The organism is Dactylosporangium sp. CA-152071, assembly GCF_050936335.1.
In the GTDB taxonomy this organism is placed as follows: domain Bacteria; phylum Actinomycetota; class Actinomycetes; order Mycobacteriales; family Micromonosporaceae; genus Dactylosporangium; species Dactylosporangium maewongense.
Map to the genome: position 1 here is coordinate 6,180,500 of NZ_JBNJMZ010000001.1, position 12,807 is coordinate 6,193,306.

Genomic DNA, 12,807 nt, shown 5'->3' on the forward strand with positions numbered 1-12,807 from the left:
GGATGAAATAGAAATCCTTGTATTGAACCTGAGGAACGGTGATGTCGATGACCATCGAGCCAATCTCACAGATGCCGGGCACCAGCCTTGAAGACCTCAGCGAGGTCGCGGCCGGAATGCGTGATTACATCGGCCAGGCCAACGCCGAGTCGCGGCAGGCGGCACTCGAGGCCGCGAACCGGCGCGGTCTTTGGCAGCGTATGTTCCCCACCCAGTTCGAACGGGAGCGTCAGCGCATCGGGGTGCAGAACCTGCGCCAGCTCAGCGACTCCCGGAGGGAACTGCTGGAGGTCTACACCCGGACCCAAATCGAGATCGCCCGGAAGCGCGCCGACGCGCTCATCGCCGCACAGGGCATGCACATGCAGACGGAACTGACCCGCTTCGCCAACGAGAAGATCACGTTGCTCAACACGGCGGTCAACGAGGGACGGGAGCGGTTCCTCAACGCCATGGCACCGCAGCTCGACATGATTGAGCAGTTCCGCGGCCGCCCCGAGCTCTACGAGCCCGCGTACAAGTCGGTCAACCAGCAGATCAAAGTGTATTTCGAAAGCACCGACATGCTGCTGAACGGTTTCGCACAGTCCTTGAGCGCTCGCGTCGGCCAGGTACGGCAGTAACCGATGCAGCGGTCCTTTCTCTGGCTGTCTGGCGCGGACGAAGATGTCCTGAGGAACTGCGCCGCACTTCACAGGTCCGAACGCATGAGGCTCGCCGGAATCGGCGCGCTCGTGCTGGTTCCCGCCATTCTCGGCAGCCTCGGAATGGCGTACGCACTGTCGTTGGTCACAGACCTGGCATCCTTGTGCCTCGGAGGCGGCACCGTCTGGGGGTTGATCGTCCTGGCGATCGACCGGTACCTGGTCTCGACGATGCACAAATCCGAGGTCCGGCACTGGGTCAGCACCACGGTGACGGTGCTCCTGCGGCTCATCTTCGCGCTGGTCGTCGGGACCGCAGTCGCGCACCCGCTGTCACTGCTGTGGTTCGAGGACAGCATCACCCAGACGATCGACGAGCACCGCAGGACCACCGTCGCAACCCGGGTAGATCTCGCCGACGCGGATGTCGACGCGGTGTCGGAGGTCGAGTCGACGGCCGCACCCCTGCAGGAGGCGCGCGACAAGCAGGTCGCGCAGAAGGAATGTCTGGTCAAGTTGCAGACCTACGAGCAGAGCAACGCACCGAGCAAGGAGACCGGGTGCGGCATCTCATCCGGGCGGGCGGGCTGCGGGAGCAACTGTGTGCAGCTCGGCACCCGCATCGACGACGTCCAGCAGGAAATCAGGATCCTTGACGAAAAGATCGCCGCGGCACAGAAGGTCGACGCCGCAGCGGAGCTGATCCGGCAGCAGAGGATCGAAGAGATCCGTGGACGGTCGAAGGCCGACATCGCCGCGATCGAGGCCACGTTCAGCGATGACTACCTGGCCAGAGTCGCTGCCCTCGCGGAGTTGGAGCGCAAGGACCCGCAGGTATGGCTGGTATCGCTATTTCTGATCGGGCTGTTCGTGCTCGTCGACGTCATGCCGATGACGATGAAATTGGCTACCCCAATGGGGCAGTACGAACGGGTCCGTGACACCGCCGTCATGCGCGGCATCCACGCGGAGCAGGCGAAGCGGGAGGCGATCCCGCAGATCGAGCTGGCCGTCGCCGAGTTGTACGCCGACGCCGAGAAGCTGATGACCGAGATGAACGTGCTGACCCGGGTCTCGGTCGACGTGCTCGGCGCCTGGCAACAGCACTGCGCAGCGGTCGAGGAGCAGGTTCGGCTGGTCCGTCAGCGCACCCCGAGCGGCCAGGAACTTGCCGCCGAGGGGCGGATCCTTGACATCCGCAAGGTTGACGAGCAAGCCTGGAATTCGATCGTTGCCCACACCATGGCGTTCGTGAGGCGCCCATGAACGACGTGCCGGGACACATCGTCCTCGACCCGTTTGCGGCGGCCGCGTGGCTCGACACTACCCCCGATGCCAGCGATCCGCTGGTCGTGGTTGCAACCGCACGTGACCAGCAACCAGCGTGGCAGCGCCTGACCGAGTACTACCTACGCGCTGCCGAACGAGCTGATACGGCGATCACTCCGGACCGGTACCGGATGCCGCTCGATCTGGCGCACAACCATGCGGTGCCGGACGAACTCAGCGACTACCGCGTAGCACTGCAGTGGCTGAACCGTGAGCGTGGCAACCTCGTCTCCGTTTGCCTGGCCGCGCAGCGGCACGGCCTGGACGCCAGGTGCTGGCAACTCGCGTACACCCTGCGGGGCTACTACTACCTGGCCAAGCCGATGTGTGACTGGCTCATCACCCATCGGGCCGCGCTGGCCGCCACCCGACGGATCAGAGACGCGAGGGCCGAGGCGTCCACCCGTACGAACCTCGGCCTGGCGTACCTGGAGCTCGGCAGGCTCGACGCAGCGGGCCGGCAGTACCGGATAGCGATCGGCCTGGCCGCAGGCGCGGGCGACCACCACGGCGCGGCGACCGCCCAGGCCAACCATGCCTGGCTGCGGTTCTCGCAGGGCCGGTTCGCCCAGTTCCTCATTGAGATCGCGCCGTCGCAGGCCTTCTACACGCAGCACGGGCTGCGCCGGAACGCGGCCATAACTTTGCGCGGCATCGGCTTGGCAGAGGGGCACCTCGGCCGACTCGACGACGCGGTCACCCACCTGCACGAAGCATTGACCGAGTTCGTCGAACTCGATCTGCGGCTCGATACAGCGATGACGCTCAACGCCCTGGGCGACTCCTACCGCCAGGCCGGCGCCATGACCGAGGCGGCGGCTGCGTACCGACTGGCAACCGCCGCCGCCCACACCTGCGGCAGCGCCTACGAGCAGGCACGAGGCAAACGCGGCCTGATGAGCGTCACCACGCGCTGACAACCTGCCGACGCAATCACGGCGGGCCGGAACTCGTCGAAGTCCCGGCCCACCGCCGTTTCAGGGGCGGCCGAGGGCACGGTACTCCCAGCCCTCGGCACATCACCGATGTGGGTCGAGGGCCTGCCGGCTGTCGACGATCCGGCGGTGGGCCACTACGGCGCCCATCGCTGCGGGGGTGATCTCGCGGAACTCGACCACTCGGTGAGCAGGACAACGGCGTCGGCATTGCAGGCGACGTCCAGGGCGCTGGTGCCGCAGCCGAGGTCCGGGTGCAGGCGGCGGGCGTTGTCCAGGGCGGCCGGGGCGAAGACCGAGACCAGGGCGCCGGCGCGGTGCAGGGTGTTGGCGACGTCCAACGCCGGGGCGTCGCAGATGTCGTCGGAGTTCGGTTTGAACGCGGCGCCCAGGGCGGCTACCCGTACGCCGGTCAGGGAGCCGCCGGCGAGTTCGCGGACGAGGTCGACGGTGCGGGTGCAGCGGCGTTGATTGAGGGCGTCGACCTCGCGGAGGAAGGCGACGGCCTGGCCGACGCCGAGCTTGCCTGCGAGGCGCTCCACACCTGCGTGCCGGACACGTTGTTTCATGCGGATCATGTACGGCCAGTTCGGCCGCGAGCCCACATTCGTTCCGGCGTCGGTCCAGATGGTCTCGTCGAACGCGGCGCGACCGTTGGAGTAGTTCAGCGTGGTCGAGCCGCTGCCGATGTACGAGTCCTGACCGTCGTAGTTGTTCGTGAAGCTCCCGGCGAACGCGGGCGTGCTGCCGACGAATACGCCGACGAGCAGAAGGACGGTCGTTGATGACCACTGTCCTCACGATGCTGGGGAATCGTGACATGCGGTTGTTCTTCGAGTGCGTTTGCCCTGTCCGCACGCCAGGTTGGTGTGCGTCAGTGGCTTGCGGACTGGGTACCGACAGCTGACGGACAGACACAATCGGCCAAGGTCACGTGCGCGCTCATCGGCATTATGCGGGTAATCTTCGATTACCTGCGCCCTGGCGGGCCGCATAACGCGTGATATGCAGTGCAATCGAGGCGCTGCGCTCCAAGAATAAGGAGCCTCACGATTGCCTGCATATCAAACATGTGCGGAAACCTACTCAGCGGAATGCCGGCGCCAACGGTGCGAGTCCGACGATTGAGGTCCGTGGGGGTGTCTGGCTTCGTACAGCGCCGGAACAGGTCGACGCCGAGGACTACCGACGAGTCCGGGAACGAGACCGTCGTCAGCGAACCGGAATCCAACCTACGTCGGCGAGTTCCGACAGGATCTGGCTCGGGTCCGGGTCGGCTGTCGTCGGATACGTACGAAGCTCGGACTGCTGACCTCGATGCGGCAGCAGCGTCAGCGAGCACTGGTAGACACGACCCTTGCGGCCCCTGGCTGCTGAACAACGGGATGATCAGCCACGATCGACCTCGACCTCGGCCGCCTGCCACGTCGCCATCCGCTGCAGGATCGCCCCGGACGCGAAGCTCACCGTCGCCGCGAACCAGCACAGGGCAAGCACCAGCAGCGGGAACGCGTTGTCGGCGACCGTCGTCGGTTCCTCGTCCAGACCGCTCCCGTCCCGCCACAGCACCGCGCACAGCAGCAGGCCGGACAGCCCCCACGCGAACGTCATCACGTACAAGGCCGACGTGGCACCCGGGGTGTTGCGCGCCGCCGGTTGGACACGGGCGAACGACACGGAGACTCCTTTCGTCGATGAGGTTTGGCAGGTGCGAGTCGAGGCCGTCAGGGACTCGTGATGACCGTCAGTCGCTTCGCCAGCAGATCGGCGAGAACCCGCCGATGAGGAACACACTCGCCCCGACTGCGCACACAGCGATCGCGGTGACCGCGCCGGCATTCTCGGCGAAGACGTCCGGCTCGTCCCCGTACGGCGTCGACGGCGGCTCCTGCCACAGGCCGACACCCACCAGGATCGCGGCGAGGACCCAGAACGCGGCGAAGATGAAGAACGCGGTCGCGGCTGGGCTGCCAGTTGTCTTGGCGCCGGAGATCGTCACTGAAACTCCTTCGTCGGGGATCCGAATCTTGCCGTTCACTGACGGACGGATCCACGGAAGTCACTCTCCGGGGATTGGGCGGCAGGGGCAGCACCGCCGACACCGCCGCGCACAACACGAACTCGCGCTGTTCATGGCTGACACTGCCCCAGTCCACGAACGGGAGGACGCTGTGCCGGGTGCAAGTTCGGCGAGTCGAGCCGTAGAGGCGCAACCTCGAGGTGACGGCTCGCGACCTGCTCAGCGTGGAGGTGCATCATGGCCAGCCGCGGCGTGATCTTCAAGTCCTGCACCTGCGACATCGACGGTCGACCAGGCCGGCGCCGCAACCGCACCTGCTCGCGCCTGACCGAGCGCGGGCACGGCAGTTGGCAGTTCGACTGCCGGGTGCGCGACATCCGTGGCCGCTCCACCCAGGTACGCCGCAGCGGCTTCCCATCCCAGGCCGCAGCCACCCGGGCCCGCGACGGCGTGCTCGACCAGTCCTTGGAACGGTTCACCGGCCAGCGGTGGACCGTCGAACGGTGGCTGCGCTACTGGCTGACCACCCGCACCTCGATCCGGCCGACCACGCTGCGGGTCTACACCCAGCACGTCGAGCAGTACCTGATCCCGCACCTCGGCAAGCTCCGCCTCGCCGACGTCACCGTCCGGCACCTCACCGCCATGTTCACCGAACTGGCGAAACAGACCACCCGCACCGGTGAACCTCTCGCCCCGGCGACCCTGCACCGCATCTGCGCCACGCTACGTGGCGCGCTCAACGCCGCCATCCGCAACGACCTGATCACCGACAACCCCGCCCGCCGGATCGAACTTCCCGGTCGGCCGCGGCCGCACGCCGTCGTATGGACCCCTGAACGCGTCCAGCAATGGCGGCAACACGGCACCAGGGACAAGGTCGCCGTCTGGACCGCTGAGCACCTCGCCACGTTCCTCGACCGGGTCGCCGCCGACCGGCTCTACGCGCTGTGGTGGCTCATCGCCCTGCGCGGCCTGCGCCGGGGCGAGGCAGCCGGGCTGCGCTGGTGCGACGTCGACCTCCAGCACGGCACCGCCATCATCGTCCAACAGATCACCTGCACCGGCCGGCGAACCTACGTCGGACCACCGAAGAGTACGGCCAGCCGCCGGGTCATCGCCCTGGACCGGCACACCGTGCAGGCCCTCCGTGACCACGCCAACCGGCAACGCCTCGAACGCACCGCCGCCGGCCGACACTGGCACGACACCGGGTACGTGTTCACCCGCCCGGACGGGCGGCCACTGCACCCGGACTACCTCACCTACCGATTCCACCGCCTTTGCCAGACCGCCGAACTCCCACCGGTCCGGCTGCACGACCTCCGGCATGGCGCCGCGTCCCTCGCCCACCAAGCCGGCACCGACCTCAAAACCATCCAGGACCAGCTCGGCCACGCCAGCATCGTGCTGACCGCCGACACCTACACCAGCGTCCTACCCGACTCTCAGCGCCGAGCCGCGGCAGCCACCGCTGAGCTCGTCCTCACCGCTGCCCGCGCCGTCCGGAAACAGATCAAGAAGCGGCGTAACGAGTACGGCGATCACGGCGCCAGATCCGCGACACTCGGCGCTCCAGAACGGCCAGCGAACCGCGAAACCGCAGGCCATGGCGCCTCACCGCGCCCAGCTCGGCCCAAGAAACGCAAGAGCGGCAACAGCACGCAGCGAGCAACCATCGTCCACATCGGACGGACCGGGCACGCAAAACCGCAGGTCAACGAGCGGGCCGCCAGGGACTCGAACCCTGAACCTACGGATTAAATGAAAAACCCGCGGAACCCGCCGGGAGTGTCCGCCGAAGGTGCAAGGTCCATGTTGTCTGGGATCGCGGCCTCGCACAGCTCCCACCAGTTGCTCATTCGATCCCTTCTGAGATTTCTAACCGGAGCAGCGCGCTCACCGACCTGCAACTCCCGTCACCGTCTAACTCTGACGGACAGCCCTCACTCAGCCAAGGTCACGTGCACGCTTATCGGCTACGATCGCGCACGTGATCAGCAGATCCCTGCGACGTTACGCTCGATTGTTGGTACGCGACTGCGCCTAGCCGGCATCTTCGATGCGGCAGCCGTCATAGTGGGTGTTAAACTCATCGGCTATAATGCTTACAAGGAAACTGTTGTTCAAGGATTGCGCTAACGGGCATGGCCTGTGAAGAGACCGCCCCGCGCGAGCGGGGGAAACTTTTCGTCTCGGTGCACTGTAACCGATGTGGGGCTCGAATGGCGGTCGGGGACTCCGAGAATGTAGGAGCTTCCCTTACCGGCGTTTCTGGCATCGGTTCAGCCCTTATCCTTGAGTACATCCTCCAGAAGTTGGGAGTCCAGCAGGGCGGTATTGAACAAGGAAGGGGGAATCTAGCGTGGCAACATCGTTTCAGCGCTAGGTAGTCATCCGCATGAGAGAGATCGCGGTATTTGCCGCGGTTCTCTTTCTGGGCGTATTCCTCGGTGCTGTGGTTCTTGTGTCGAGCCTAAACAGAACACGAACCCGGCAGAGTCTTACGTTCGAAGCGGAAGCGACGGCGCTAAAAGTCGGTGGCAAGATCCGAATCGTATTCGGGAGCTCTGACCAGAGCTCGAAAGACTCATCGCCTGAGCTGACTGACGGCTCTAGACCCGAGCCTTCGGGGGGTGGTGACTAGAAACCTCAGGGGGCGCGCCGTTCGGACGGCCGCCCTCTCTTCCTTGTGTCGGGCCCACCCGATCAGCTGGTCGCGCTCGCTCGGTCCCAGGTTGGAGTACGCCGCCGCTGCGACTGACTGCCCCAACGGCATTCCTGCTGCTTCAGGGCTCGCCGAGGCAAGCGCTGGCTCAAAGATTTCAATCTTTCGAAAGCTGACCACCGATGACCGACGTTGAGCCGACACCGCCAGTTTCCCGGACCACCCGATCTCACCTCGCAGTCCTCGAACAATCGAATACTGTAGTGGTTGAGCGAGCGCTGATGGTCCGAGTGGGGAGCTGTTCGCGGTCGGTCTTGCTTGGCGATTGTTGCCATGCTCGGGGCGTCGGACCAGTCGATCAGTCCTCCGCCGAGCGTCAACATCCAAGGCGACTGCAACGCCGAAGGCTCCGGTAACACCGTGAGGTGTTAACTCGGTCAGCAGGCCAATCTCAGGCATGCGCATCCCAGCTGGTCGGGCGAATTGGGGTGGAAACCGGAAATCCTCAATGCTGCCCGGTAAGCGGCACAACCAAGATCGGAAATGTACTCTTCGGCATGTGCGGAAATGTGATCAAGCCGTGGTATCGATCAAGCGGTCTCAGTGACGCGTCCTGCGGTTGCTATCCCCTATCGGGTGCGAGTTCGGTAACCCGGACCGCGCTGGTATCCCGAGTCGCAGCCTGGGTGGTGTCTGCCGACCCCACTCGATGTGGAGATGCCTCATGGCCAGTCGCGGTGTGATCTTCAAGTCCTGCACCTGCGGTGCCACCGGTCAGGCCGGCCGTCGCCGGAACCGCACCTGCCCCCGACTGGTCGAGCGCGGGCATGGCAGCCGGCAGTTCGACTGCCGCGTCCGCGACATCCGAGGCAGTTCCACCCAGGTTCGCCGAAGTGGATTGCCGTCCCAGGCTGCTGCCACCCGCGTTCTGGACCAGTCCCTGGAACGGTTCACCGGCCAGCGCTGGACCGTGGGGCGGTGGCTGCGGTACTGGTTGACCATTAGGACGTCGATCCGGCCGACGACGCTGGGGTCCACACCCAGCACGTGGAGCAGTACCTCATTCCACATCTCGGCGGACTCCGCCTCGCCGAGGTCACTGTCCGGCACCTCACCGCTATGTTTGCCGACCTCGCACAGCAGACCGCCCGAACGGGTGACCGCCTCGCCCCGGCGACATTGCACCGCATTTGCGCCACCCTGCGCGGCGCGCTCAACGCCGCCGTCCGTAGCGACATGATCACCGACAACCCCGCCAGGCGCGTCGAACTGCCCAGCCGACCCCGCCCACACGCTGTCGTGTGGACCAGGCAGCGGATCGAGGCGTAGCAGGACCACGGTGTCCGGGCACCCGTCGCCGTGGGGACCGCTGAAAACCTCGCCGCGTTCCTCGACCACGTCGCCGCCGACAGGCTCTACGCCCTGTGGTGGCTGATCGCCCTGCGCGGCCTGCGCCGCGGCGAGGCGGTCGGCCTGCGGTGGCGCGACGTCGACCTCGACCACGGCACCATCACCCAGCAGGTCACATGCATCGGCGACCAGATCCTCATCGGCCACCGAAGAACGCCGCCAGCCGCCGGGTCATCGCCCTTGACCGGCACATCGTCCAAGTCCTGCGAGACCACGCCCGCCGGCAGCGGCTTGAACTTCTCGCCGCCGGGCAGAAGTGGCAGGACACCGGCTACGTCTTCACCCGCCCGACGGCCGCCTACTCCACCCGAACTACGTCACGCACCGGTTCTGCCGCCTCCGCGGCACGACCGACCTGCCACCGGTCCGCCTACACGACCTGCGCCACGGCGCGGCGTCCCTCGCCCATCAGGCCGGCGCGGACCTTACTGTAAAACCGCCCAGGACCAGCTCGGCCACGCCAGCATCGTGCTGACCGCGGACACCTACACCAGCGTCCTGCCCGAATCGCAGCGGCGAGCCGCCGCGGCCACCGCCGAGCTTGTCCTCACCGCGGCACGGGCCGTCCGGAAGCAGATCAAGAAGCGGCGCAACGAGTACGGCGACCGCGGCACCCGATCCGCAACACTCGGCGCTCCAGGACGACCCGCGAAGCGTGAACCGCAGGTCAAGCCCCGCACCACGTCCGAAAGGGTCACGGAAAGGCCGGAGCGGGAAGAAGCAAGCGGCGAGCAACCACTGTCCACATCGGACAAATCGGCAGCGTAAAAACTCAGGTCAGATGGTGGGCCGCCAGGGACTCGAACCCTGAACCTACGATTAAAGATCGGACAGCGGCAAGAGCGTGCACGATGCGGCATCCAGGGTCCCGGCAAAATCGTTCAGGGAATGCCGAGTAGGGCCAGTGGTCGGGTGGCGTCGCGGGCGTGGTGGCGGGTGGCGGCGGCGATGTTGGTGGCGCCGGCGAGGCGGAGCGCGCCGATGGCGGCGTTGCGGAGTGCGGCCATGACCTGTGGGCCGGTGCCGGTGCGGATCTGGGATCGGTCTTCGTCGTAGGTGACGTCACGGACCCAGTGGACCTTGTTCTCGATGGACCAGTGCCCGCGGATCCAGTCGGCGAGGTGGAACGGTTTCGCTTGGTGGGCAAGGAGATCCGTGATCGCGTAGACGGTTTCGGTGGTGAAGCGTCTGGGTTCGTCGAGCCGGCGTCGGCGGCGTCGGATCTGGATTGCCTGGGCGGCGTTGGGAAAGTCGATGCCGGTGGAGACGGACAGGATCTTCGGCGTGCGGATCTCGCGGCGGCCGTGCCCGCGGTCGGTGTCCCGGTCGGCGACGGGAACGAGCCGCCAGGGCAGGCCGGCCAGCTGCTGATGCAGGCTGGGCGTGAAGTCGGCTCAGGGCGCGGTGTCGGCCGGTTGGCCGGTCCGTTTCCCTGAGCCGCTTCCCGAACCGGACGTGCGAGTTTCCCCGCATCCGGCTCTCCGGTGCTGCTACTGCGTGTGCGGCTGCTGATGGATGCCGCCGTGGCAGCGGGCGCAGACGATCAGGGTTTTGCGTCGGCTGTCCCGCATGGCTTGCACCCATGATGGTGCGGCCGTCGGACTGTATCGGTTGAGGTCGGCGAGTCCTTTGACGTGGTGGACGGTGATCCCGTCGCGTGCGTCGCAGAGTTCGCAGATCCCGGCGGTGAGCCGGGCGATGAGTTGGGTTCCCCGCCGTGTCGGCCACGCTCCGTCGATGAGACGGACGTGTCGGCGGCGGCGTAGCGGGATCCCTCCGAACCTGGCGGTGAACACGGTGCCGGACGGGGTGCGCTGGACCGCTTCGAAGCACCGACGTTTCCCGTGCGGGGTGACGACGGTGCTCTGGTAGCGGTGGCGCATGACCCATGGCGGGTGTGGACGCTCACGCAATTGACCCAGCCTTCGCTCGCCATGCACACGACTGCGCCGCCCGACAGGCAATCCACAGCAACGAAATCCGGCCGGCAGCAGGCGACGAAGCGGAGGGCCCACCTACCCCTCCTCGCTGCGTTTTTCATCTTTCCCGCTCGTCGTGCCCGTCGCGAGGACGGCGAGCGACCGCGTCGAGGCTCCCGGGGTCGCGGATGGGCACGACGAGCGCTCGCCGGGCCAATTGCGGGCTCTGGCACTCATTCGGTGATCGGCGGATGGGGATGTCAGTGCTGGGCGAGGATACGTTTGCGGAGCAGGTCGAGGTTGGCGCGGCCGTACATGGCGCGTTTGATGGCCTTGGCTCTGGTGACGGCGCCTTCGACTGCTCCTGAGCTGTGGGGCAGGGTGAGGCCGTTGGTGATGGCGTCCTGGTCGCGGCGCATGCCGATGGCGAGGGATCGCAGTGCGGGAAGGTCGTCGCCCTCGATCGTGGTGAGCCAGCGTTCGAGGTTGCCGCCTTGCCGTCCGGTCATCATGACGGCGAAGGCGCGCACGTATTCGGCGGTGCGGTCGAGTTCGGGGCAGCGGTCCCGGATCTGGCGAAGATAGGCGCGGTCGGCATCCGTGAGCCGGTCAGGTCTGGTCATGATCCATCGGGTCGCGTGGCGCGGCTTGATCGGGCGTGGCCCGGGTTGCGGGATGTGGTGGTGGCCGCGGAACTGGTGCAGGAAGCGTCGGACGGTCAGCTTGCCGCCGCGGTAGCCCTGCTCGAGCAGTTCCCGGAACAGCGCTGCGGCGTCGGTCTGGCCGTGGTTCCAGCGTTCGATCAGGTAGGCCTTGAACGGGTCGAGTTTGGTCACCCGGTGCGTGGCCTTGAACAGCAGCTCGTCGAGGCTTTCGGCGCGGGCGAACCGTCTGACCGTTCCCCGCTCCAGGTTGAGCTCCCGGCAGATCGCGCTGAGGGACTTGCCTTGGGCCAGCAGCGTCTGCACTGCGGCGTAGCGTTCCTGAGTTCGGGTGACCAGGCGCCGTTCGCGGCCGTGGACGTCACGGACGCCGTCAGGCGCAAGTGCGGTCTGCACGGGTGCCGGTTCGGGCTGCTCCTCGGCGGCGGGTTCGGGCGGGTGCAAGCAGGCCCGGTGGGCCAGTACCGTCTTCTCGACGGCCTCGCCGAGGTTGGCCCACAGGTGGTAGCGGTCGGCGACCTGGATCGCGTTCGGGGCGCCGGCTCGGGCGCCGATCGCGTAGTTGCCGCCGCGGTCGCGGCAGATGACACGCACGCCAGGATGCTGGCGCAGCCAGTCGGCGAACGCGTCCGCGCTGCGGTCGGGCAGCACGTCGATCGGCCGGTGCGTCGCCATATCGAGCAGGATGGTCGCGTAGTTCTGACCTTTCTTGATCGCGAAGTCGTCGACGCCAAGCACCTCCGGCGCCTGGACTGGGCGGTCTGGGATGCGGCGGATGATACGCAGCAACGTCATCCGGTTGACCGGGACTTCGAGCGCGTCGGTCATCCGCGCACCCGGCCGGCCGCCCAGCGCCAAAGCGATAGTCTCCAGGACGCCGCCGGCCAACTGGGTCCGACGTGCATACCGTGAAGCCAGGCCGCTCTGCTCGGCGAAGATCTTCCGGTCGCAGCTGGCATCGGTGCAGAAGAACCTGCGCACCATCAGCCGGATCAGCACCCGACGCCCAGCAATCGCCAGATCGGCCAACCGACGCCGATACCGGCTATGCACCCTCACAGACGTCCCGCGGCAGCTCGGGCACGATGCCGCCGACACAACGCACCGCGCCTCCACATGAACGCTCGACTCCGCCAACACAACCCGGTCCACCACAACGCCATGCAGATGCGGGAACAACGCGCCAACAAGCTCCACAAGGGAACGATCAAACCATCAAG

The 12,807-nt window shown here is 66.5% G+C and carries 12 protein-coding genes and 1 pseudogene; 5 read left to right on the forward strand and 8 right to left on the reverse strand.

What is annotated here, in order from left to right; translation table 11 throughout:
- The first annotated feature begins 47 nt into the window (after positions 1 to 47).
- Genes ACQEVZ_RS27670 through ACQEVZ_RS27680 form a run of 3 tightly spaced genes read left to right on the forward strand, consistent with a single transcriptional unit; the run spans position 48 to position 2,890 of the window.
- Positions 48 to 623 (forward strand): hypothetical protein, encoded by a 576-nt coding sequence (locus ACQEVZ_RS27670; protein WP_360567848.1) that lies wholly within the window; start codon positions 48 to 50, stop codon positions 621 to 623.
- 3 nt (positions 624 to 626) lie between these two features.
- Complete coding sequence (locus ACQEVZ_RS27675; RefSeq protein WP_433371604.1) at positions 627 to 1,910, forward strand: DUF4407 domain-containing protein; 1,284 nt, start codon at positions 627 to 629, stop codon at positions 1,908 to 1,910.
- Positions 1,907 to 2,890 carry a tetratricopeptide repeat protein gene (locus ACQEVZ_RS27680; RefSeq protein ID WP_433371607.1) on the forward strand — a complete coding sequence of 328 codons (984 nt, stop codon included), beginning with the start codon at positions 1,907 to 1,909 and terminating at the stop codon, positions 2,888 to 2,890. The genes ACQEVZ_RS27675 and ACQEVZ_RS27680 overlap by 4 nt, the downstream gene beginning before the upstream one ends.
- Before the next feature lie 155 nt (positions 2,891 to 3,045).
- Here the strand turns inward: ACQEVZ_RS27680 and ACQEVZ_RS27685 are convergent, their stop codons facing one another.
- From ACQEVZ_RS27685 to ACQEVZ_RS27695, 3 genes are all read right to left on the reverse strand, one after another.
- Entirely contained in the window at positions 3,046 to 3,477 is a 432-nt protein-coding gene (locus tag ACQEVZ_RS27685) for a UDP binding domain-containing protein (protein ID WP_433371610.1), read from the reverse strand.
- Between the two features lie 820 nt (positions 3,478 to 4,297).
- The gene (locus ACQEVZ_RS27690) at positions 4,298 to 4,585 is read right to left on the reverse strand and encodes a hypothetical protein (protein WP_433371612.1); all 288 of its coding nucleotides are present in this window, start codon (positions 4,583 to 4,585) and stop codon (positions 4,298 to 4,300) included.
- A 67-nt stretch (positions 4,586 to 4,652) separates the two neighbouring features.
- Positions 4,653 to 4,907 carry a hypothetical protein gene (locus ACQEVZ_RS27695; RefSeq protein ID WP_433371615.1) on the reverse strand — a complete coding sequence of 85 codons (255 nt, stop codon included), beginning with the start codon at positions 4,905 to 4,907 and terminating at the stop codon, positions 4,653 to 4,655.
- 258 nt (positions 4,908 to 5,165) lie between these two features.
- Here ACQEVZ_RS27695 and ACQEVZ_RS27700 point away from each other — a divergent pair, with 258 nt between their 5' ends.
- Positions 5,166 to 6,692 carry a tyrosine-type recombinase/integrase gene (locus ACQEVZ_RS27700; protein WP_433371617.1) on the forward strand — a complete coding sequence of 509 codons (1,527 nt, stop codon included), beginning with the start codon at positions 5,166 to 5,168 and terminating at the stop codon, positions 6,690 to 6,692.
- A gap of 1,678 nt (positions 6,693 to 8,370) precedes the next feature.
- Here ACQEVZ_RS27700 and ACQEVZ_RS27705 read toward each other — a convergent pair.
- Positions 8,371 to 9,153, reverse strand: coding sequence for a hypothetical protein (locus ACQEVZ_RS27705; RefSeq protein ID WP_433371620.1), 783 nt, complete (start codon positions 9,151 to 9,153; stop codon positions 8,371 to 8,373).
- 321 nt (positions 9,154 to 9,474) lie between these two features.
- Between ACQEVZ_RS27705 and ACQEVZ_RS27710 the strand changes: the two genes are divergently transcribed.
- On the forward strand, positions 9,475 to 9,774 hold the full coding sequence (locus tag ACQEVZ_RS27710; RefSeq protein WP_433371623.1) for a hypothetical protein: 300 nt from the start codon (positions 9,475 to 9,477) through the stop codon (positions 9,772 to 9,774).
- A gap of 113 nt (positions 9,775 to 9,887) precedes the next feature.
- On the opposite strand, the gene ACQEVZ_RS27715 is transcribed toward ACQEVZ_RS27710, so the two are convergent.
- The 4 genes and pseudogenes from ACQEVZ_RS27715 to ACQEVZ_RS27730 form a co-directional block, all read right to left on the reverse strand.
- Positions 9,888 to 10,013 (reverse strand): hypothetical protein, encoded by a 126-nt coding sequence (locus ACQEVZ_RS27715; RefSeq protein ID WP_433371626.1) that lies wholly within the window; start codon positions 10,011 to 10,013, stop codon positions 9,888 to 9,890.
- Between the two features lie 33 nt (positions 10,014 to 10,046).
- Positions 10,047 to 10,382 (reverse strand): annotated as a pseudogene (locus tag ACQEVZ_RS27720) (ISAs1 family transposase); the annotation flags it as partial.
- Positions 10,383 to 10,496: 114 nt separating this feature from the next.
- Positions 10,497 to 10,919: a hypothetical protein gene (locus tag ACQEVZ_RS27725; RefSeq protein ID WP_433371629.1), complete on the reverse strand. Its 423-nt coding sequence runs from the start codon at positions 10,917 to 10,919 to the stop codon at positions 10,497 to 10,499.
- A 266-nt stretch (positions 10,920 to 11,185) separates the two neighbouring features.
- On the reverse strand, positions 11,186 to 12,784 hold the full coding sequence (locus tag ACQEVZ_RS27730) for an ISL3 family transposase (RefSeq protein WP_433371632.1): 1,599 nt from the start codon (positions 12,782 to 12,784) through the stop codon (positions 11,186 to 11,188).
- Between the last annotated feature and the right edge of the window lie 23 nt (positions 12,785 to 12,807).